Origin of the sequence: Mammaliicoccus sciuri, assembly GCF_025561425.1 — a bacterium.
GTDB lineage: Bacteria > Bacillota > Bacilli > Staphylococcales > Staphylococcaceae > Mammaliicoccus > Mammaliicoccus sciuri_A.
Window position 1 is genome coordinate 1,524,039 of record NZ_CP094824.1, and the last position, 19,208, is coordinate 1,543,246.

At 32.0% G+C, this 19,208-nt stretch carries 23 protein-coding genes; 20 read left to right on the top strand and 3 right to left on the bottom strand.

All coding sequences use genetic code 11. From position 1 onward, the window contains the following. Positions 1-87: 87 nt before the first annotated feature. The gene (locus MUA60_RS07895) at positions 88-1,686 is read left to right on the top strand and encodes a poly(glycerol-phosphate) alpha-glucosyltransferase (protein WP_262647797.1); all 1,599 of its coding nucleotides are present in this window, start codon (positions 88-90) and stop codon (positions 1,684-1,686) included. A 61-nt stretch (positions 1,687-1,747) separates the two neighbouring features. On the opposite strand, the gene MUA60_RS07900 is transcribed toward MUA60_RS07895, so the two are convergent. After that, on the bottom strand, positions 1,748-2,437 hold the full coding sequence (locus MUA60_RS07900; RefSeq protein WP_262647798.1) for a queuosine precursor transporter: 690 nt from the start codon (positions 2,435-2,437) through the stop codon (positions 1,748-1,750). A 151-nt stretch (positions 2,438-2,588) separates the two neighbouring features. On the opposite strand from MUA60_RS07900, the gene MUA60_RS07905 reads away from it, so the two are divergent. The 13 genes from MUA60_RS07905 (at position 2,589) to MUA60_RS07965 (ending at position 10,849) form a co-directional block, all read left to right on the top strand. Then, entirely contained in the window at positions 2,589-2,783 is a 195-nt protein-coding gene (locus tag MUA60_RS07905) for a zinc-finger domain-containing protein (RefSeq protein ID WP_353463798.1), read from the top strand. A gap of 10 nt (positions 2,784-2,793) precedes the next feature. Beyond that, the gene (locus MUA60_RS07910; protein WP_262647799.1) at positions 2,794-3,918 is read left to right on the top strand and encodes a virulence factor; all 1,125 of its coding nucleotides are present in this window, start codon (positions 2,794-2,796) and stop codon (positions 3,916-3,918) included. A 3-nt stretch (positions 3,919-3,921) separates the two neighbouring features. Next, positions 3,922-4,359 carry a BrxA/BrxB family bacilliredoxin gene (locus MUA60_RS07915; RefSeq protein WP_025906276.1) on the top strand — a complete coding sequence of 146 codons (438 nt, stop codon included), beginning with the start codon at positions 3,922-3,924 and terminating at the stop codon, positions 4,357-4,359. Continuing rightward, entirely contained in the window at positions 4,343-5,143 is an 801-nt protein-coding gene (locus MUA60_RS07920) for a class I SAM-dependent methyltransferase (RefSeq protein WP_262647800.1), read from the top strand. Before MUA60_RS07915 ends, MUA60_RS07920 begins: the two co-directional genes overlap by 17 nt. Positions 5,144-5,551: 408 nt before the next feature. Further along, positions 5,552-6,505: a thymidylate synthase gene (locus MUA60_RS07925; RefSeq protein ID WP_262647801.1), complete on the top strand. Its 954-nt coding sequence runs from the start codon at positions 5,552-5,554 to the stop codon at positions 6,503-6,505. A gap of 15 nt (positions 6,506-6,520) precedes the next feature. Then, positions 6,521-6,997, top strand: coding sequence for a dihydrofolate reductase (locus tag MUA60_RS07930; RefSeq protein WP_262647802.1), 477 nt, complete (start codon positions 6,521-6,523; stop codon positions 6,995-6,997). Between the two features lies 1 nt (position 6,998). Further along, the gene (locus MUA60_RS07935) at positions 6,999-7,748 is read left to right on the top strand and encodes a lysophospholipid acyltransferase family protein (protein WP_262647803.1); all 750 of its coding nucleotides are present in this window, start codon (positions 6,999-7,001) and stop codon (positions 7,746-7,748) included. Then, positions 7,735-8,577: a DegV family protein gene (locus MUA60_RS07940; protein WP_262647804.1), complete on the top strand. Its 843-nt coding sequence runs from the start codon at positions 7,735-7,737 to the stop codon at positions 8,575-8,577. Before MUA60_RS07935 ends, MUA60_RS07940 begins: the two co-directional genes overlap by 14 nt. After that, a complete protein-coding gene (locus MUA60_RS07945; RefSeq protein WP_262647805.1) occupies positions 8,567-9,133 on the top strand; it encodes a DUF2140 family protein in 567 nt (188 codons plus the stop codon). Before MUA60_RS07940 ends, MUA60_RS07945 begins: the two co-directional genes overlap by 11 nt. Positions 9,134-9,160: 27 nt before the next feature. Next, a complete protein-coding gene (gene msrA / locus MUA60_RS07950; protein ID WP_048542967.1) occupies positions 9,161-9,679 on the top strand; it encodes a peptide-methionine (S)-S-oxide reductase MsrA in 519 nt (172 codons plus the stop codon). A 1-nt stretch (position 9,680) separates the two neighbouring features. Then, positions 9,681-10,109, top strand: a complete 429-nt coding sequence (gene msrB / locus MUA60_RS07955; RefSeq protein ID WP_262647806.1) for a peptide-methionine (R)-S-oxide reductase MsrB — start codon at positions 9,681-9,683, stop codon at positions 10,107-10,109. A 14-nt stretch (positions 10,110-10,123) separates the two neighbouring features. After that, the gene (locus MUA60_RS07960; protein WP_262647807.1) at positions 10,124-10,627 is read left to right on the top strand and encodes a PTS sugar transporter subunit IIA; all 504 of its coding nucleotides are present in this window, start codon (positions 10,124-10,126) and stop codon (positions 10,625-10,627) included. Further along, on the top strand, positions 10,628-10,849 hold the full coding sequence (locus MUA60_RS07965) for a YozE family protein (protein WP_262647808.1): 222 nt from the start codon (positions 10,628-10,630) through the stop codon (positions 10,847-10,849). 63 nt (positions 10,850-10,912) lie between these two features. Here the strand turns inward: MUA60_RS07965 and MUA60_RS07970 are convergent, their stop codons facing one another. Further along, positions 10,913-11,776, bottom strand: coding sequence for an IS3 family transposase (locus tag MUA60_RS07970; protein ID WP_103361549.1), 864 nt, complete (start codon positions 11,774-11,776; stop codon positions 10,913-10,915). Then, positions 11,740-12,291 carry a transposase gene (locus MUA60_RS07975; RefSeq protein ID WP_262647809.1) on the bottom strand — a complete coding sequence of 184 codons (552 nt, stop codon included), beginning with the start codon at positions 12,289-12,291 and terminating at the stop codon, positions 11,740-11,742. Before MUA60_RS07975 ends, MUA60_RS07970 begins: the two co-directional genes overlap by 37 nt. Positions 12,292-12,678: 387 nt before the next feature. Here MUA60_RS07975 and MUA60_RS07980 point away from each other — a divergent pair, with 387 nt between their 5' ends. The 6 genes from MUA60_RS07980 (at position 12,679) to MUA60_RS08005 (ending at position 19,147) form a co-directional block, all read left to right on the top strand. Then, positions 12,679-14,106, top strand: a complete 1,428-nt coding sequence (locus MUA60_RS07980; RefSeq protein ID WP_262647810.1) for a S41 family peptidase — start codon at positions 12,679-12,681, stop codon at positions 14,104-14,106. Continuing rightward, complete coding sequence (locus tag MUA60_RS07985; protein ID WP_262647811.1) at positions 14,107-14,637, top strand: GNAT family N-acetyltransferase; 531 nt, start codon at positions 14,107-14,109, stop codon at positions 14,635-14,637. Between the two features lie 2 nt (positions 14,638-14,639). Then, entirely contained in the window at positions 14,640-15,707 is a 1,068-nt protein-coding gene (locus MUA60_RS07990) for an undecaprenyldiphospho-muramoylpentapeptide beta-N-acetylglucosaminyltransferase (RefSeq protein ID WP_262647812.1), read from the top strand. Positions 15,708-15,720: 13 nt separating this feature from the next. Further along, on the top strand, positions 15,721-16,329 hold the full coding sequence (locus tag MUA60_RS07995) for a phosphatase PAP2 family protein (protein ID WP_262647813.1): 609 nt from the start codon (positions 15,721-15,723) through the stop codon (positions 16,327-16,329). Positions 16,330-17,099: 770 nt separating this feature from the next. After that, a complete protein-coding gene (locus MUA60_RS08000; RefSeq protein WP_262647814.1) occupies positions 17,100-17,774 on the top strand; it encodes a response regulator transcription factor in 675 nt (224 codons plus the stop codon). After that, the gene (locus MUA60_RS08005) at positions 17,771-19,147 is read left to right on the top strand and encodes a HAMP domain-containing sensor histidine kinase (RefSeq protein WP_262647815.1); all 1,377 of its coding nucleotides are present in this window, start codon (positions 17,771-17,773) and stop codon (positions 19,145-19,147) included. The genes MUA60_RS08000 and MUA60_RS08005 overlap by 4 nt, the downstream gene beginning before the upstream one ends. The last annotated feature ends 61 nt before the right edge of the window (positions 19,148-19,208 follow it).

A 19,208-nucleotide genomic window follows, 5' to 3' on the forward strand; every position in this document is an offset into this window, starting at 1 on the left:
TGAGTATTTTCATTTTTGTCTATACATATTTGAATTCAGATTAAAAAATTTATATACATATATTGAAATTGAAAGGAATGAAAGAGTGTGAATGCTAAACAGCAAATTAAAAGTATTATAAGTGAACATTCTGATTGTGAAAGGTTGTTTATAAGTATTGGGCATCCTAAAGTTAAAGCCGTTGTTAAAAGCTTTAAATTATCGAACAGTAATCAAATGATTAAATTTATCGAAACATATCGTAAGAAGAGTGGTAAAGCGGCCAAATGGATTAAAATTGATATTGTAACATCTGTTGAAGACATCCCATTTGATAATTTAAAAGAATACTTAGTTCATACAACTAGAAATCATGTTGAGTATGGTTTTGTATTAGATTCCAATTGGCATCTAGCATTTTTACCAGAAGAAATAAACAGCAATGCTTTTATTAGACCTACAAACGAGAAAGGGATATTCATACTTTCTGAGAAAAATATCAATCATTATTTAAGAAAGTATAAGAAGAATTATAATTTGTATTTACACAAAGATTATGAAGGCAAAGTAGTTCAGAGATTCTATACAAAGAGTTTTTTTATTGAAGATGAACAGGTTATAAATTTAGAACAAGAAAGTTACAAGAAAGGGTTAAGACCAGTAGATAATCTTCCAGTTGAAATTGATCGTATGATTCAAACGAATACAGATTATTTGATGAAACTTATACAAGATAATGGTAAGTATCATTATGGCTATTTTCCACACTTTGATATCAATATCAATACTTATAACAACCTATGTCATAGTTCTACAACATATGCATTTATTAAATCATTATCTTATTTGAAGAAGAACGTAAGTTTAGCTAAGAAACCGATAGATTACATTATCAATCATTATTTACATAAACACGAAGGTGCAACTTATGTATTTGATGATACACATTATATTAATGAAATTAAAGTAGGTCAGAACGCTGCATTTATACTAGCTGTATGTGGTTATATACAATACGGTCGTTCGAATAAGAAGTATTTAAAAGCAGCTCAAAATGTAGCGAAAGGCTTATTAAATATGATTGATGAGAACGGAGAAACAACTCATGTATTGAATTATCCAGATTTATCAGTTAAAGAATCATTTAGATTCATTTATTATGAAGGTCAAGCAGCACTAGCATTATTAAAATTATATCAACTGGATCAAAATGAAGAATGGTTGAATACTGCCAAATTACTTTACGAAAAATTTATTCAAAAATCATATTGGAAACACCATGACTACTGGTTAAGTTATAGTACAGAAGTATTGATTCAAATAGAACCAGAAGAAAAATATTATCAATTTGCTTTTCAAAATTTAGGAGAACATTTGAATAACGTACAAAATCGTCAGTCTACAGATCCATTATTACTAGGCATGTTAATGGCTACATATAATATAGTAGAAAGTGCGAAACAACATGACCAATCTGAGTTGATTAAACAATATATAGACGTTGATTTATTAGTTGATACGATTCATAGAAGAGCAGATTATATGAGAACAGGTTATTTTTATCCTGAAGTTGCAATGTATTTCCAAAATCCAGAGCGCACATTAGAGGCATTCTATATTAAACATGAAGGTTATCGTGTAAAGATAGATGATATCGAACATTACTTAACGAGTTATGTAGAGTATCTGAAAGTATTCAATAAATAACAAAATCCTACCTTTTCCATTGTAATGGAGTAGGTAGGATTTTTATTGGAATTGTATGAAATTATTCGCTAATCTTACCATTTCTATACATTGATTTAGCAATGTAACCAAACGGTACGTTAGATAATGTTGTGATGAGTTTTAAGAAGTATGTCGTAAAGAATATTTCAAAGACAACATTGTTCGGTAAGTTACCATAGAACGCAATCAGTACAAAGATCGCTGTATCGACTATTGAACTGATAACTGTACTTCCGTAAGCTCTTATATAGAAAGTTCTATCAGATGAGAATTTCTTCTTAATTAATGTGAATAGTAATACATCTAAATGTTGACCAATGATATATGCAATGATGGATCCAAGTGCAATTCTTGGTACAATATTAAAGATTGTTTCAAGCGCTTCTTGAGAGATATCTTCCTGTGCAGGAATAAACGCTAAAGAGCACTGTAATAATATAACCATGACGATTACTGAAGAAAATCCAAGCCAAACTGCTTTTCGTGCTCGTTTTCTACCATAGATATCGTTTAATATATCTGTTGCAAGATATATTGATGCGAACATAACATTTCCAAGTGTTGCACTAACTGAAAAGAGTTCTACTGTTTTAATAACCTGTATATTTGCTATAATAGTACCTATAGCAACCCAAACGAACAGGCCAATTTTTCCAAAAAATCGGTATAGAACGAGCATCAATATAAACGTAACGAAGAAAGTTCCAATACCTATTAATTCATTATACATAACTTTGTTCCTCCTAAATTTTGATATAGCGGGTGTTTAGAAACCGCGATAATCGAACTTATCTATTATACGGCTCAAAGTTATAAAAATCAATAAGCTTTATCGTAAACAATTTGTATGATGAATGTTATAATAACGGTCTAGTAAGGGAGTGACACTCATTTTAGCTCAAGAAGAGAAACAAGCAATTAAACAAATAGATCAATTGATGGAAACATACTGTAAAGGGTGTTTATTAAAGACACATTATAGGGAAACTAAAGGTAAACGCCAAGCACATCAGTATTGTATATCGGAATGTTCTATCGGTATACGCATTAAACAATTAGGTAACAAGTTGCAATAAGGAGGATATTATGGAAATTGTTAGAGTTGAACCGACACCAAGCCCAAATACGATGAAAATCGTTTTATCATTTAAGAAAGAAGATAGGTCTTCAAATACTTATACTGAAGTGAATGATCATAATCCGGAATTCATTAACCGTATTCTTCAATTAGATGGTATTAAATCTGTATTCCATGTTATGGACTTTATCGCTGTAGATAAACGCCCAAAAGAAAACTGGGATACTTTACTTAAAGACGTTACAGCAGCCATCTCAGGTTCAGATCAAGAAGAGGACTTTGCTGAAAATCAAGTAAATGAACATTTCGGTGAAGTAAAAGCTGAAGTCTTAAAGTTTAAAGGTATACCTTATCAAATTAAATTAACAACACAAGAAGAAGAAAAACGAAAACAACTTCCAGAGATTTATATTGATAGTATGCTAAAAGCAACAAAAGACTCAGATAATGTTGTCTTTTTAAGAAAATGGGAAGATTTAGGTGTACGTTACGGCGAAGTAGAGGAAGTATTAGCAACCGTTCAAGAAGAAATATTAGCTTTGTACCCTAAAGAGAAATTAGAGGCTTTAGTTGAAGAAGCTTTAACAAGTGACATTACCATTCCTGAAAAGCAATTTGTACATGTTGATAAAGAAACGTTTGAACAAGAAGAGGATTGGAAAGTAAAATTAAGAATGTTAAATGACTTTCCAACACCGACAGAAGACGATTATCCATTATTAGATGTCGCGTTAAATGATGAAAAACCTCAAGTACGCAGAATGGCAATCGTACTATTAGGTATGATTGAATCAAAAGAAACATTACCTTATTTATACAAAGGTATGAAAGATAAAGTTGTTTCTGTTAGAAGAACAGCTGGTGACTGTTTAAGTGATTTAGGATTTAAAGAAGCTTTACCAGTAATGATAGAAGCATTAGAAGACCCTCAGAAAATTGTAAGATGGCGTGCAGCTATGTTTATATTTGATGAAGGCGATGAAACTGCTTTAGAAGCATTGAAGAAAAGACAAGATGATCCAGCATTCGATGTTAAATTGCAAGTACAAATGGCAATTGAAAGAATCGAAAATGGTGAAGAAGCATTAGGTTCAGTTTGGAAACAAATGGCTAATAGAAAGAAAGAGGGATAAAAGATGAATGCATATGAACAATACATGAAAGAACTCGCTCAACCAATGAGAAGTGAATTAACTGGACAAGGCTTTGAAAGTTTAGAATCAGCAGAATCAGTTAAAGAATATATGGAGAACGCGCAACCGAATGAAACAACATTTATCGTCGTAAACTCTGTATGTGGATGTGCAGCTGGTTTAGCACGTCCTGCAGCTGTTACTGTAGCTCAACAAAATGATAAAAAACCTTCAAGAATCGCTACAGTATTTGCTGGACAAGATAAAGAAGCAACTGAAACAATGAGAGAATATATCGCACAAGTACCATCAAGTCCATCAATGGCATTATTTAAAGGTAACGAGCTTAAATACTTTATGCCACGTGAACATATTGAAGGAAGAGATATCCAAGAAATCTGTTTGGATATTAAAGACGCTTTTGATGAATACTGTGATTAATATTCGTATCACAACTGCCGTTAAAACTAATGCATCTCTCTACAAACAAGTAGAAGATGCATTTTCTGTGTTATCTAAATTAGCATCCATTCAGAATGTTCAAATCATTAAACGAAGAAAATTAACGATTAATCAATTGTTTCAACGAGATGCGACACCATTAATTGTATTTGAAAGTAGCGGACCTAAACTCTATTTCACGCCAGATACACCGATATATTTTCATTTAGATACTGTCAAAGTTAAATTGCATATGATGAAACAACATAAGATGCCTGTACTAATTGAAATGTTAGATGAAATAATATCAGACTTTAAAATATTTAATTTCATAGATGGCACAATGGGCTTTGGGCGTGATACTTATTTAATATTAAAGCATTATCAACAAGCAAATGTATATGCGATAGAACAAAATCCACTTATCCATTATGTCATTTCTGAAGGCATGAAACGCTATTTAACAGAAGACGAATTAAGACGCATCCATTATATAAATGATGATTATCACAATTGGATCGAACAACATCCAGAATTGGTCGACATCTTATATTTAGATCATATGTTTGAACAGACGCTTGATGAAGCCGATAGAATGGGGGAACTTTCACGCAATATTGAAATACCTTCAGAAATCAAAAATGTATCGGGGTTCAAATATTTAATCGTAAAAGCACATTATAAAAGCGAGCTTTTCAAAAAGTTTAATACAATACAATGTATAAGGAAAAGCACTAAAACACATTATGGACTGAGAATAAATCAAGATTATAAATATGAGTGATGGTGGAGAATATTATACGAAAGTCTTCTTGCGATGTAGCTTGTTTTGGTACCTAGTCGCACGATATCTTCTAGTCTTCGTGCACTTACATTCATAATTTAAACATCACTTAATTCTATACCATTATATGCAAAAAACTGGGACAATAGTTTGTCCCAGTTTTTGTATATTACCCCTTATTGATACTATTCTGTAATGCACATACTAATCATATAGCATAATAATAAGAAAAAGCCTAAAGTAGCAAAAATTTCATTCATTGAAATAGCCTCCTTCGTTTTGTTAGCACTTTGTTAATTTATAACCATTATACCTAATAATCTGGAAATTTTCTATATTATATCAGTAGTAAATTACCGTTATTTTCGTTAATATAGTAACAGGAGAATATGAAAAAGAGGTGCTCAAATGAATAACTTTGATAAAGCGTATCACGATTTATGCAAAAAGGTATTAGAAGAAGGCGAGAATAAGGACGATAGAACGGGTACGGGTACGATTTCTATATTTGGTCACCAAATGAGATTTGATTTATCTGAAGGTTTTCCGTTATTAACAACTAAAAAGGTATCTTTTAAATTAATTGCAACTGAGCTTTTATGGTTTATTAAAGGCGATACTAATATAAGATATTTATTACAATATAAGAATAACATCTGGAACGAGTGGGCTTTCAAGAAATGGATTGAAAGCAATGACTATGATGGTCCTGATATGACAGACTTTGGTCGTCGTTCTTTAGTAGATGATGAATTTAATGAACAATACAAAGCACAACTTGCGATATTCAAAGATAAGATTCTGAATGATGATGATTTTATGATAAAATACGGTGACTTAGGCAATGTTTATGGTAAACAATGGAGAGGTTGGAAAGATCAAGATGGTAAACGATTTGACCAACTTAAGACTTTAATTGAAAATATTAAACAAAATCCTAATTCAAGACGCCATATTATTTCTGCTTGGAACCCAACTGAAATAGATACGATGGCATTACCACCATGTCATACATTATTCCAATTCTATGTGAAAGACGAAAAGTTAAGCTGTCAATTATATCAACGAAGTGCAGATATTTTCTTAGGTGTGCCTTTTAATATTGCAAGTTATAGTTTATTAACACATTTAATTGCGAAAGAATGTGGATTAGAAGTAGGCGAGTTTGTCCATACGTTTGGTGACGCGCATATTTATAAAAACCATATAGACGCAATAAATGAACAACTTTCAAGAGATTCTTACGATGCACCTAAACTTAATATCAACACAGATAAATCATTATTTGATATTGAATACGAAGATTTAGAAATTGACGGTTACGAATCACATCCAAGTATTAAAGCACCTATTGCAGTTTAAAAAGGAGTTATTTAAATGAAATCAATAATAGTTTGTCATGATCAAAATCGCGTAATTGGCTTAGACAACAAGATGCCATGGCATTTACCAAATGACTTAAAAAGAGTTAAAGCATTGACAACTGGAAATACGATCGTGATGGGAAGAAAAACATTTGATTCTTTAGGTAAGCCATTACCGAATAGACGTAATGTTGTATTAACGACAAATCCATCTTTTGAACACGAAGGTGTCGATGTGATTCATTCTTTAGATGAAATCAATCAACTTGATGGACATATCTTTATCTTTGGTGGTCAAGGACTTTATGAACAAATGATGGACCGCGTTGACGATATGTATGTAACAGTAATAGAAGATAAGTTTCAAGGTGATGCCTTTTTCCCTCCATACGACTTCAAAGATTGGACGGTTCTTTCATCTGAATCTGGCGAACTCGATGAAAAAAACACTTTACCACACACTTATATGCATTTGGAAAGGAAAAAATAGTATGTTAAGAACGACGAAAACAATCGGTTATATTATAGGTTATGCAGCACTTGTGTCTTCACAATTAAACAAAGTTAAGCATAAGAAGACATTGATTAATGATGTCCGTAAACAAGATGAAATGATCTTTTTATATGCAAAAAGATGGGCTTCACGAATTCTAGATTCAGCTGGTGTTACAACACACTTGTCTGGCAATACAGAACCATTTGATGAGCCTGTATTATACATTTCAAATCATGAAGGTAATTTTGATATTCCTGTATTAATTACTCATTTACCACAACCATTTGGATTTATATCAAAGACTGAAGTTCAAAAAATTCCATTTTTAAGTCCATGGATGGAAGAAATGAATTGCATATATTTAGATCGTTCAAATAGACGCGCAAGTTTACAAATGATAAAAGATGGTATTAATAAATTAAAAGAACGACATTCTTTATTAATTTTTCCTGAAGGTAGTAGAAGTAAAGGCGGAGAAATGCAAGAATTTAAAGCAGGTTCTTTTAAATTAGCTAAATCAGCTAAAGTTAAAATTGTACCTATTGCAATTTATGGCACGTCTAAAATCATGGAAGCTCAAGATTCTAAAAAAATGGTCCCTGGCGATGTTTATGTACACATTCTAGACCCAATTGAGCCTTCTATTTTTGAAGATAAGACCATGCAAGAAGTAAGTCAATTTGTACAAGGAAAAATTAGTAATACTGTTCAATCATTAAAGGAGAATCATTATGTCAAAAATTAAAATAGTTGTTGATTCGACGACAGATTTATCAGCAGACTTTTTAGAAGAAAACAACATTACTGTCGTACCCCTAAATATATTAATCGATGGTGTTACGTACGTAGACCAAGAGGATATTAGCTCATCAGAATTTCTAGAAAAAATGAAAGACGCTAAAGAACTACCTAAAACAAGTCAGCCACCAATTGGTAAAATTGTTGAAACATATGACACGTTAGGAGCAGATGGTTCTGAAATTATTAGTATTCATATGACTTCTGAGTTATCTGGTACATTTAGTGCAGCTCAACAAGCAGCTCAAATGACAGAAAGTAAAGTTACAGTTGTGGATAGTCAATTTATTTCATTAGCTTACGGGTTCCAAATTGAAGAAGTCGTGAAGATGATCAACGCAGGTAAGACTGTTGAAGAAATCGTTGAAGAAATTGAAGTGATTAAAAATAATTTAAGACTATTTGTGGTCATTGGTAATATCGACAACTTAATTAAAGGCGGTAGAATCGGTAAAGCGAAAGGCTTACTCGGTTCATTGATGAATATTAAACCAATCGGCGAATTGATTAACGGAAAAATCGAAATGATGCATAACGCAAGAACGCAAAATGCTATCGTTAAATATTTAATGAAAGAATTAGATGTCTTCTTAGAGAAGAAAGAACTTATTAAAATAGGTATTGCAGATGCGAATGCAGAACAATTGATGACGAAATTGATGAACACAATTAAAGAAAAGAAAAATTTCCACTTGTTTGATACTGCAGTGACGACACCAGTCGTTTCAACACATACTGGTGAAGGTGCAATTGGCGTGTTCTTCTATGGAAAATAAACATTGGATGAATCATAGAGCTTGGTTTTATGCTTTTATTATATTAATTATTCTAATACTTGGTGCTCTAGCTTATGTATGGTCTCAAATTTCAGACGATACAAACCATCCAACCATAAACACAGAACAAACTAAGAAAGATTTCACCATTTCTTTTGATAATGCACAATTAGAATCGTTAATGAATACTTCTATGAAAGATTATGATATTCAATCACGCATCACTAAGAAATCATTATCATTTGATACTCGTACTAAAATTTTAGGTAAAGATATTGATATAACACTACAAACGAAACCTAAAAAATTAAATAACGATACAATCTATTTCAAAATTCAATCGATAGATATTGGTAAATTAAATATTTCAAATCCATTTATTCTATCTCAAATCAAAAAATATAGTGAACTTCCACCATATATTCATGTAAATCCTAAAGATGAATCATTCAATTTATCTTTAAATCAGTTGGATATTGATAATGTTGAGTCTATACAAATTCAAACATTAGATATTTCAGACAAAAAATGGTACTTTGATATTAAGTTAAAGTAACCTAACATCATGAAAGGAGGTACAACTATGGCATATGCAACGTTAGCTGGGGGATGTTTTTGGTGTTTAGTTAAACCTTTCAATGAATTCCCTGGTATTATTGAAGTGACTTCCGGATATAGTGGTGGTCATGTTGAAAATCCAACTTATGAAGAAGTTTGTACAAATCAAACCGGTCATGTTGAAGCTGTTCAAATTGAATACAATGAAGATGAAACAGACTTTGAAGCTATTTTAGATATATACTTTAAGACTTTTGATCCAACAGATAACAAAGGTCAGTTCTTTGATAGAGGCGAAAGTTATGAACCTGTTATTTTCTACCACGACAAAGAACAAGAAGAAATAGCGCATAACAAAATCAATCAATTAAATGAACAAAATATTTTTGATAAACCAGTCATTACGCCAGTTAAACCGTACAAGAACTTTTACCCTGCGGAAGACTACCATCAAGATTACTACTTGAAGAATCCCGCACATTATCAAGGGTATCAACAAGGTTCTGGACGTAAAGCATTTATTGAAAAGTATTGGGGGCGTTAAAATGCTTAAAAAAAGTAAAGATGAATTAAATGAAATGGAATACCTCGTAACACAACAAAATGGTACAGAACCACCTTTTCAAAATGAATATTGGAATCACTTTGAAAAAGGGATTTATGTAGATAAATTATCTGGTAAACCATTATTCACTTCAGAAGAAAAATTTGAATCTGATTGTGGTTGGCCAAGTTTTTCAAAAGCGTTGGATGATGAAGAAATTATCGAGCTTGTTGATAAAACACATGGTATGATCAGAACTGAAGTACGTTCTGAAGATTCAGATAGTCATTTAGGTCACGTCTTCAATGACGGTCCTAAAGAAACTGGCGGATTAAGATATTGTATTAATTCAGCTGCTGTTCAATTTATTCCATATGATAAATTAGAAGATTTAGGGTATGGAGAATTAGTAAATCATTTTAAAAATTAGAGGAGTAGATTGTAATGTTTAAAAAATTATTTGGCGGTAACAAAGCAAAAGATACAAATGTTGAAGTATTTGCACCAATTTCAGGTGAATATGTAGCAATTGAAGATATTCCAGATCCAGTATTTGCTCAAAAAATGATGGGTGAAGGATTCGGAATTAAACCAACAGAAGGTGTAGTAGTTGCACCATTTGATGGAGAAGTTGTGAATGTATTCAAACCTTCAAATCACGCTGTAGGAATTAAAGCAGCTAACGGATTAGAAGTATTGGTACACGTAGGTTTAGAAACTGTTCAATTAGGTGGAGAAGGCTTTGAAGCACTTGTTAACACTGGTGATACAGTTCAACAAGGCGATGAGTTATTAAAATTCGACATCGAAACAGTCGAATCAAAAGTAAAATCAGTCATCAGTCCTGTAATTATTACAAACACAGATGACGCTGAAGAAATTAATATCGAAAAATTAGAAAGTCTAGTTAAAGGTGAAACTAAGGCTATTGATGTGAAAATGAAATAAATGAAACAATATTCTTTCTATCAATACGCACTAACAAAACGAAGTGAAAAAAGCGAAGTAGGTAAGTTGGCAGATTTAATCTTCCAAGACTTATCATTTCCAAAATTCACAAACGATTACCACACACTTTCAGATTACTTAGAAACAGAAGCCGTGTTCACACAACCAATGAGTGTCTTCGATGATTTATTCGAATCATACGAAGAATGGTTGAAATTCTAAGATAAGGTAAAACACCTCATTTTCAAACGGAAAGGTAGTGCCCCCCCAAAGTTAGAGTTTCCATTATGCTATTAATTGGCTGGATTGAGTTCGGTATTGTACTGGACTTCGTCCAGCCAATTTTAATTTCAAACGTTCATTGTTATACCAATAGATGTAATCCTCAATTCTTCTTTTTAATGTTTCATAGTTAACAAGTTCTTCTCCATGATACATTTCCTGCTTCATGATGCCAAAGAAATTCTCCATAGAAGCATTATCCGCACACGTCGCTTTACGTGACATACTTTGATAAATCCTTTGTTCCGATAATCTTCTAATCCATGCATTATGCTGATAATGCCAACCTTGATCAGAATGTATCGTCGTACGATATGGTGCTTCATGCTTAATGATTGTAACTGCTTTATCCAATGATTGAAGTACTAAGTCTAATGTTGGTCTTCTGGATATACCATAAGAAATGATTTCCCCATTGTATAAATCCATAATAGGGCTGAGATATAATTTTTGTTCTTCAGCACATTTAAATTCAGTGATATCTGTCACTAATTTTTGAAGTCGAATAGATGTATGGAATCTACGATTCAAGCGATTTTCAGCCACTTTACCAACTGTACCTTTGTATGATTGATAGCGTGATTTACGTGTGAATTTTTGACATTTTAATCCTAGTTCTCGCATAATTCGTTGTACTTTCTTATGGTTAATGAGATAACCTTGATTTCTCAAAGCTAAATATATACGACGATAGCCGTATTTACCGTTGTGTTTTTGAAAAAGTTCAATGATCTTTTTCTTCCAACCTTTATCTAAATCTTCCTTTTGTAATTGTTTGGCATGGTAATGATAGGTTGCTTCTGGTATACCAACCTTTACTAAGATATCTTTTAATTTGAATCCTTCTTCTTTGAGTTCGAATGCCACTGCTGCTTGTGCTTTTCTAGAAAGGCACTCGGATTCTCTCGAAAAGCGTTCAACTTTTTTAAATAAGCATTCTCTAATCGAAGATTTTCATTTTCTAGCTCTAACTCTTTTTCTCGTGATAGGTTTTGATTAGATTTCTTCTGTTTCTTCTTTTTCATGGGAGGTCGTCCTTTCGGCTTTTCGAGTCCTTCCACACCTTCTTTGTCATATATCTTTTTCCATCGCACAATAATAGATGGGATATTTAGGCCAAATTTAATCGCTGTATCTTGGAAGGAATCGCCTGTTCTTTTCATATAGTTTAATACATTTATTTTGAATGTAACAGAATAAACTGTCTTTTTCTGTTTCTTTTTAATGCCATCTACACCGAATGATTGAAAGGCTTTTACCCATGTTCGTATAATAATTTTATCAGGTATATTATATTTTTTAGCTAATTTTCGATGACCATAATGGCCATCTAGATAATCTCTTACAACTTTCAACTTAAATTCATCACTATATTTTGTCATATTAAAACACCTCCTAAAGTTAGTTTTTTTACTCTAACTTTAGGGGTGCAGTACCAAATGAGGTGTTTTTTCGTTTGTAAAGTTGGATGATGGGGGCTAACTACCACTATTCTGAATTCTGGTAATTAGAACGCTGTAACTTCCATTATTCTGAATTCTGGTAGTTAGAACGCTGTAACTTCCATTATTCCGAATTCTGGTAATTAGAACGGCGCTCACTTAGAGACATTTCTCAGAATTCTGTCCCTAATAGCACCCATAATAACTACGATATGAACATTTTTCCTTATTAATTTGTTCACTTTGCTGTTTCCCACACCAAAGTGTTTTTATTTATATGATTTAACTGTTAAAATAAATTATATTTGACAAGAAAGTTGTGAGTAAATGAAACCTTTTAAAAACAAACAAAGTCGGCAAATAACGCTTCCTTTATATAAGTTATTTATTATATTATTTGTTACGGTCTTATTAACGGCTGTTGTGACGTTTGCTTCGTATAAATTCGGTTTATACTTTGGTAATGATCAACAAAAAGAACTTAACAAAATTGAAAAAGCTTATAAACAAATTAATAACGACTATTACAAAGATGTTGATGACGACAAATTAACACAAGGCGCTATTGATGGTATGATCAAATCTTTAAATGATCCTTATAGTGAATACATATCCGCTAAAGATACAACAAGTTATAACGAAGAAATTTCTGGTGATTTTGTTGGAATTGGTGCAGAAATGGAAATGCACGATGGCTACGTTAGAATTACGAGTCCTATGAAAGATTCTCCTGCTGAAAAAGCTGGCGTAAAATCTTTAGATGTTATTACAAAAGTAGATCATGAATCGATTAAAAATAAATCGTTAAATGAAATTGTTAAAAAAGTAAGAGGTAAAAAAGGGACAACTGTTACGTTAACCATTAAACGAGAAGGTAAAGAACCTTTTGATGTTAAAATTAAGCGTGACAAAATTCATCTTACAAGTGTCGATTATACAAAGAAAAAAGACACTGGGGTCATTGCAATTTCTAAGTTCCAAAATAAAACAACGAAAGAATTACAATCCGCATTGAAACAAGCGAAAAAAGATAAAGTGAAACATGTCGTTTTAGATTTAAGAAACAATCCAGGTGGTTTATTAGATGAAGTTTTGACAAGTGTTAACTTGTTTGTAGATAAAAATAAACCTGTTATATATTTAGAAACGAAAGGTGATAAACCACAAGCAGTTGAAACTGAAAACGACAAAATGTCTGGTATTGACGATATGGACTATACAGTACTCGTTAATAAAGGTTCCGCAAGTGCTGCAGAAATATTTGCTGGCGCATTACAAGATTATAAAATTGCAGATGTCCTAGGTACAACGACTTTTGGTAAAGGTATCGGACAAGTTCATAAAGAATTTAGCGATTCTAGCATTTTGAAATATACAAACATGAGATGGTTAACACCTAACAAATCTTATATTCATAAAAAAGGTATTCAACCAGATAAAACCATTAAAGCACCTAAATATGAAGAAATAGAAATAATCGATCCAAGTAAGACTTACCAAGAAGGCGATCGATCTAAAGAAATTAAATCAATTAAGATTGGTTTGAACGCTTTAGGGTATAATATTAACAATGAAAATGACAATTTTGATGCCCAACTGACATCTCAAGTTAAATCATTCCAAAGTGATCAAGATTTAACAGCAAATGGTATTTTCACAGATGATACAACTAAGAAATTTATTGAACTTTTACGCAAGAAAATCCGTAGTGAAGATAAACAACTTGATGAAGCAATTCAATATATGCATAAGTAAATGGGGGAAATTAGTTTGAGAAAAGCAACAAGATCAGATATTCAACATATTAATCAATTAACAGAAACGGCTAAATCGATTATGGAACACGATCAGAATCCTCAATGGGATCATCGTTATCCATTAGAGAAGCATTTCTACGAAGATATAGATAACGGCGACTTATATCTATATGAAGAAAACAATGTCATTGCCGGATATATATGTGTCAATCAAGAACAAGCTGAATGGTATAAACAATTTGACTGGCCAGCTAATACTGACGGCGCATATGCCATTCATAGAATGGCTACAAATCCTGAATATAAAGGTGTCGCAATGAAGATGATGCAATTTGCCATTGATATTGCTACAGAAGCAGGCACGCCTATTATCATAACGGATACATTTTCACTTAATAAACGTGCACAAAGACTGTTTGAAAAATTTGATTTTATAAAAATGGGTGAATATGAAACAGATGAGTTTCCATTTGATAAGAACGCACCATTTTATGCATATTATAAATTGATAGAGAACGAGGAGAAATAACCATGAAGAAGATAGCATTTACCGGTGGCGGTACGATAGGACATGTTGCAGTAAATTTAGCACTCATTCCTGAAGCACAAAAGCGTGATATAAAAACAATATATATTGGATCTAAAAACGGTATTGAGAAAGAAATGATTACAGACTCTGCCAAAGATACGAAATATATTCCGATTTCAAGCGGGAAGTTACGTCGATATTTATCTTTTGAGAATTTAAAAGACGTCTTTAAAGTATTAAAAGGTATATTAGACGCTAGAAAAGTATTAAAAAAAGAAAAACCAGATTTAGTCTTTTCTAAAGGTGGATTTGTCAGTGTTCCAGTTATTATCGCAGCCAAATCATTAAAAATTCCATCAATTGTACATGAATCAGATGTTACACCAGGTTTAGCAAATAAAATTTCAATGAAATTTGCTAATAAAATGTATACAACTTTTGAAGAAACTTTAAAATATGTACCTAAAGAAAAATCAGATTATATTGGTGCGATTATTAGAGAAGATTTAAGAGATGGCTCTAAAGAAGAAGGCTATCAATCAACGGGCTTTAATGATCAATTACCTGTATTACTCGTAATGGGTGGTAGTTTAGGTTCTAAAGCATTAAATAAAGCGATTCGAGATAACTTAGACTATTTAACAAAGAAATATCAAATTATTAATTTAACTGGTAAAGGTCATGTAGATCATAGTATTAAAAACGACAACTATGTCCAATATGAGTTTGTTTCAAATGAATTAATGCACTTCTATGCGATTACAGACACTGTCATCAGTAGAGCAGGGGCTAACGCTATATATGAATTTGCGACATTGAAGTTACCAATGTTATTAATCCCACTTGGTTTAGATCAATCAAGAGGAGACCAAATTGATAATGCTAAAATTTTTGAGAAAAATGGATATGCTAAAGTATTACAAGAAAAAGATGTGAACCAAGCTAATCTGATTAGTCAACTTGATAAATTAGAAAACGAACGTGAAGCTATTATTGACAAAATGTCACATTTCAAAGAAAGTTATACTAAAGAAACACTATTCAACAAAATCGAATCAGACATAAAGTAAAGGGGGCAATCGAATGAGCCAAGCAAACCGTACTTTACTCATACTAATATTTAGTTTGATATTTGGAGTCATTGCATTTTTCCATGAATCAAGACTCGGTAAATGGATTGATAATGAAGTTTATAACTTTATATATTCAACTGAAAGCTTTATAACGACTTCTATAATGCTTGGTTTCACAAAACTAGGAGAAGTTTGGGCAATGATTGCCTTATCACTCATCGTGATTTGTTACTTAAAACTTAAAAAATATAACATTGAAACATTATTTTTTGCAGTTACGATGATTTTATCAGGTACATTAAATCCACTTCTTAAAAATATATTCGACAGAGAAAGACCAACTTTACTTAGACTGATAGATATATCTGGATTTAGTTTTCCGAGCGGACATGCAATGGGATCCACCGCATTTTTCGGATCACTGATATTCATTATATTTAGAGTAGCAAACAAATCTATACGACCTTATTTGATAGGGTTATGTGTCATTTGTATTGCAATGATATCATCATCACGCGTATATTTAGGCGTACATTATCCAACTGATATCATCGCTGGTATAATCGGCGGCGTCATTTGCATAATGTTAACTCAAAGTATGATACGAAAGAAATTATAGATGAGTATGGAACAGGATGAGCTGTTCCATACTTATTTTTTTGGAATTAGCTGCCGTTATGAACAAGTTTGGCTGAAAGTATTCATAAGGCACCCGTTATGAACAAGTTTGGTTAGAAGTGTTTATAAGGCACCCGTTACGAACAAGTTTCGTCAGAAGTGTTTATAAGAACCTCGTTATTTGCAGTTCTCACCAAAAGTGCTAATACTGATACCGTTATTTGCAGTTCTCACCAAAAGTGCTAATACTGATACCGTTATTTGCAGTTCTTATCAAAAGTGCTAATACTGACGCCGTTATTTGCAGTTCTTATCAAAAGTGCTAATACTGATACCGTTATTTGCAGTTCTCGCGAGAACTGCTCATAACGCTTCTATCCCTCAATAAATCCAAACAAAAAACAGCCGCAGTGATTTGGACAGAATCACTACGGCTATTTTACTTTTATGGGCATAAAAGGGGGTTATAGAAAATGTTCAATCTATACTTAGAGGGGGAACTCTTTTATTTGATTGATAATCATTTTCAATTACTATTATAACCAATTGAGAATGAATGTCAATTAGTTATTTAAATTTTTTACTATTTTAAATGATAAAATAGTGATGCTCATATATAATGAACATGTTAAACTCGAAAATGTTATCTTTTACTAGAGGGGGAACTCTTTTATTTGATTGATAATCATTTTCAATTACTATTATAACTAACTGAGAATCATTGTCAATTGAAAATTGAAAACTTTTATAATTTTATTACGAGGTGGCACTATGAAAAAGATACTCATCATAGAAGATGAACAAAATTTAGCAAGATTTATAGAATTAGAACTTAAGCATGAGGACTATGAAGTAGAAATATGTAATGATGGTGAGAGCGGACTAAACCAAGCTTTAGCAGAAGATTACAACTGTATATTATTAGATCTCATGTTACCAAAAATGAATGGTCTTGAAGTATGTAGACGTGTTCGTCGTGAGAAAGATACGCCGATTATTATGATAACGGCTAAGGGCGATACATATGATAAAGTTATTGGTCTTGATTATGGCGCAGATGACTATATTGTTAAACCATTTGATATTGAAGAATTATTAGCGAGAATTCGCGTTATTATTAGAAGAAACGTCACAGTTGAACCAATAAGTCACACAATTACTGTTAATGACTTAACAATTGATAAAAATGCTTTTTCTGTATCTATCCATGGTGAATCTATTGATTTAACGAAGACTGAATACGAATTGTTATTATTACTAGCTGAAAATCAAAATTTCGTCTTACAAAGAGAGCAGATTTTAAATCATGTATGGGGTTATGAGTCAGAAGTTGAGACTAATGTTGTGGACGTATATATTCGTTATTTACGTAACAAACTTAAACTATTCAAGAAAGAGAATATTATCGAAACTGTTAGAGGAGTGGGATACGTGATCAGATCATGAAACAACAATCATTAAAAACTAAATGGATGATGCTTACGACGACGATTACGTTTATTATATTTGCTTTGTTCAGTATGTTTATCATTTATTTCATTAGTTTATATTTGAAAGACCAAGAAACAAGCACAGCAACAAGAAGTACATATGACACCATTAATTTATTGAAGACGAAGACTCTTGGTCAAATTACTTCAACAGATACTAATGCGACGATAACGGATAATCAAAAGCTTGTGCTATATGATAGATTTGGTAAACCGATTTTTGAAGAAACGCATAATAATGATTTAGATTATACGCCGAAATTTGAGCGCGTGAATCAACTTAAAGTTTATGAAACGAAACAAAATAACAAATCATATATTGTCGTTTATACACCTGTAAACACAAGTTATTTCAGTGGTTATGAAGCTGTTGTCCATCCGCTAGCAAATTATGATGCCATCATTAAATTTATGATTATACTAGCAACTGTATTTGGATTAACGGCATTGTTCTTAATTGCATTAATCAGTTATGTATTTTCATCGCAAATCACGAAACCTATTACGATATTATCCGATAAAATGAAACAAATTCGTAGAGACGGTTTCCAAGAAAAGCTTGAAGTCCCAACAAACTATGAAGAAACAGACGATATGATCCAGACCTTTAATAGAATGATGGAACAATTGGAAAGTTCTTTTGACCAACAGAAACAATTCGTCGAAGATGCTTCACATGAATTGAGAACGCCGCTGCAAATTATACAAGGTCACTTAAACCTCATTCAAAGGTGGGGCAAAAACAATCCAGAAGTATTAGAAGAATCTTTAGATATTTCTATTGAAGAAATGACACGTATTACGAAACTCGTTGAAGAACTACTACTATTATCAAAAGACGCTCGATCAAGTACAGGTGATGAGATTGATATTGTCGATATCAACTATGAAATAAATTCTAGAATTAAATCATTAAAGAAATTACATCCAGATTATACATTCAATTTCGAATCAAATTACAACGCAATTAGAATGAATATCAATCGATTTCATTTTGAACAAATGTTATTAATCTTTATTGATAATGCTATGAAATATGATAAGAAAAATAAAAACATTGAAATTGTGACGAATTTAAAAAACAGAAATATTACAATTGATATTATTGACCATGGTGTGGGCATACCTCAAAAAGACTTAGAATTCATATTTGACCGCTTTTATAGAGTTGATAAATCACGTTCTAGAAAAGAAGGCGGCAATGGACTCGGCCTTTCAATTGCTAAGAAATTAGTCAATTCTTATGACGGAATTGTGAAAGTTGAAAGTGTTGTGAATGAGTACACAAAAATATCAGTTGTATTCAAAGAATCTTTTATAAACAAATAAGTTCAATATTGTCAAATTAGCCTTTAACTCAATACTGTTAAGTGCTAAAATGGAAATGTAA

Excerpts from the sequence above, each read along its gene's own strand:
- MUA60_RS07900 (WP_262647798.1), bottom strand. The coding sequence starts at position 2,437 with ATGTATAATGAATTAATAGGTATTGGAACTTTCTTCGTTACGTTTATA.
- MUA60_RS07910 (WP_262647799.1), top strand. The coding sequence starts at position 2,794 with ATGGAAATTGTTAGAGTTGAACCGACACCAAGCCCAAATACGATGAAA.
- MUA60_RS07915 (WP_025906276.1), top strand. The coding sequence starts at position 3,922 with ATGAATGCATATGAACAATACATGAAAGAACTCGCTCAACCAATGAGA.
- MUA60_RS07920 (WP_262647800.1), top strand. The coding sequence starts at position 4,343 with ATGAATACTGTGATTAATATTCGTATCACAACTGCCGTTAAAACTAAT.
- MUA60_RS07925 (WP_262647801.1), top strand. The coding sequence starts at position 5,552 with ATGAATAACTTTGATAAAGCGTATCACGATTTATGCAAAAAGGTATTA.
- MUA60_RS07930 (WP_262647802.1), top strand. The coding sequence starts at position 6,521 with ATGAAATCAATAATAGTTTGTCATGATCAAAATCGCGTAATTGGCTTA.
- MUA60_RS07935 (WP_262647803.1), top strand. The coding sequence starts at position 6,999 with ATGTTAAGAACGACGAAAACAATCGGTTATATTATAGGTTATGCAGCA.
- MUA60_RS07940 (WP_262647804.1), top strand. The coding sequence starts at position 7,735 with ATGTCAAAAATTAAAATAGTTGTTGATTCGACGACAGATTTATCAGCA.
- MUA60_RS07945 (WP_262647805.1), top strand. The coding sequence starts at position 8,567 with ATGGAAAATAAACATTGGATGAATCATAGAGCTTGGTTTTATGCTTTT.
- msrA (WP_048542967.1), top strand. The coding sequence starts at position 9,161 with ATGGCATATGCAACGTTAGCTGGGGGATGTTTTTGGTGTTTAGTTAAA.
- msrB (WP_262647806.1), top strand. The coding sequence starts at position 9,681 with ATGCTTAAAAAAAGTAAAGATGAATTAAATGAAATGGAATACCTCGTA.
- MUA60_RS07960 (WP_262647807.1), top strand. The coding sequence starts at position 10,124 with ATGTTTAAAAAATTATTTGGCGGTAACAAAGCAAAAGATACAAATGTT.
- MUA60_RS07965 (WP_262647808.1), top strand. The coding sequence starts at position 10,628 with ATGAAACAATATTCTTTCTATCAATACGCACTAACAAAACGAAGTGAA.
- MUA60_RS07975 (WP_262647809.1), bottom strand. The coding sequence starts at position 12,291 with ATGACAAAATATAGTGATGAATTTAAGTTGAAAGTTGTAAGAGATTAT.
- MUA60_RS07980 (WP_262647810.1), top strand. The coding sequence starts at position 12,679 with ATGAAACCTTTTAAAAACAAACAAAGTCGGCAAATAACGCTTCCTTTA.
- MUA60_RS07985 (WP_262647811.1), top strand. The coding sequence starts at position 14,107 with ATGGGGGAAATTAGTTTGAGAAAAGCAACAAGATCAGATATTCAACAT.
- MUA60_RS07990 (WP_262647812.1), top strand. The coding sequence starts at position 14,640 with ATGAAGAAGATAGCATTTACCGGTGGCGGTACGATAGGACATGTTGCA.
- MUA60_RS07995 (WP_262647813.1), top strand. The coding sequence starts at position 15,721 with ATGAGCCAAGCAAACCGTACTTTACTCATACTAATATTTAGTTTGATA.
- MUA60_RS08000 (WP_262647814.1), top strand. The coding sequence starts at position 17,100 with ATGAAAAAGATACTCATCATAGAAGATGAACAAAATTTAGCAAGATTT.
- MUA60_RS08005 (WP_262647815.1), top strand. The coding sequence starts at position 17,771 with ATGAAACAACAATCATTAAAAACTAAATGGATGATGCTTACGACGACG.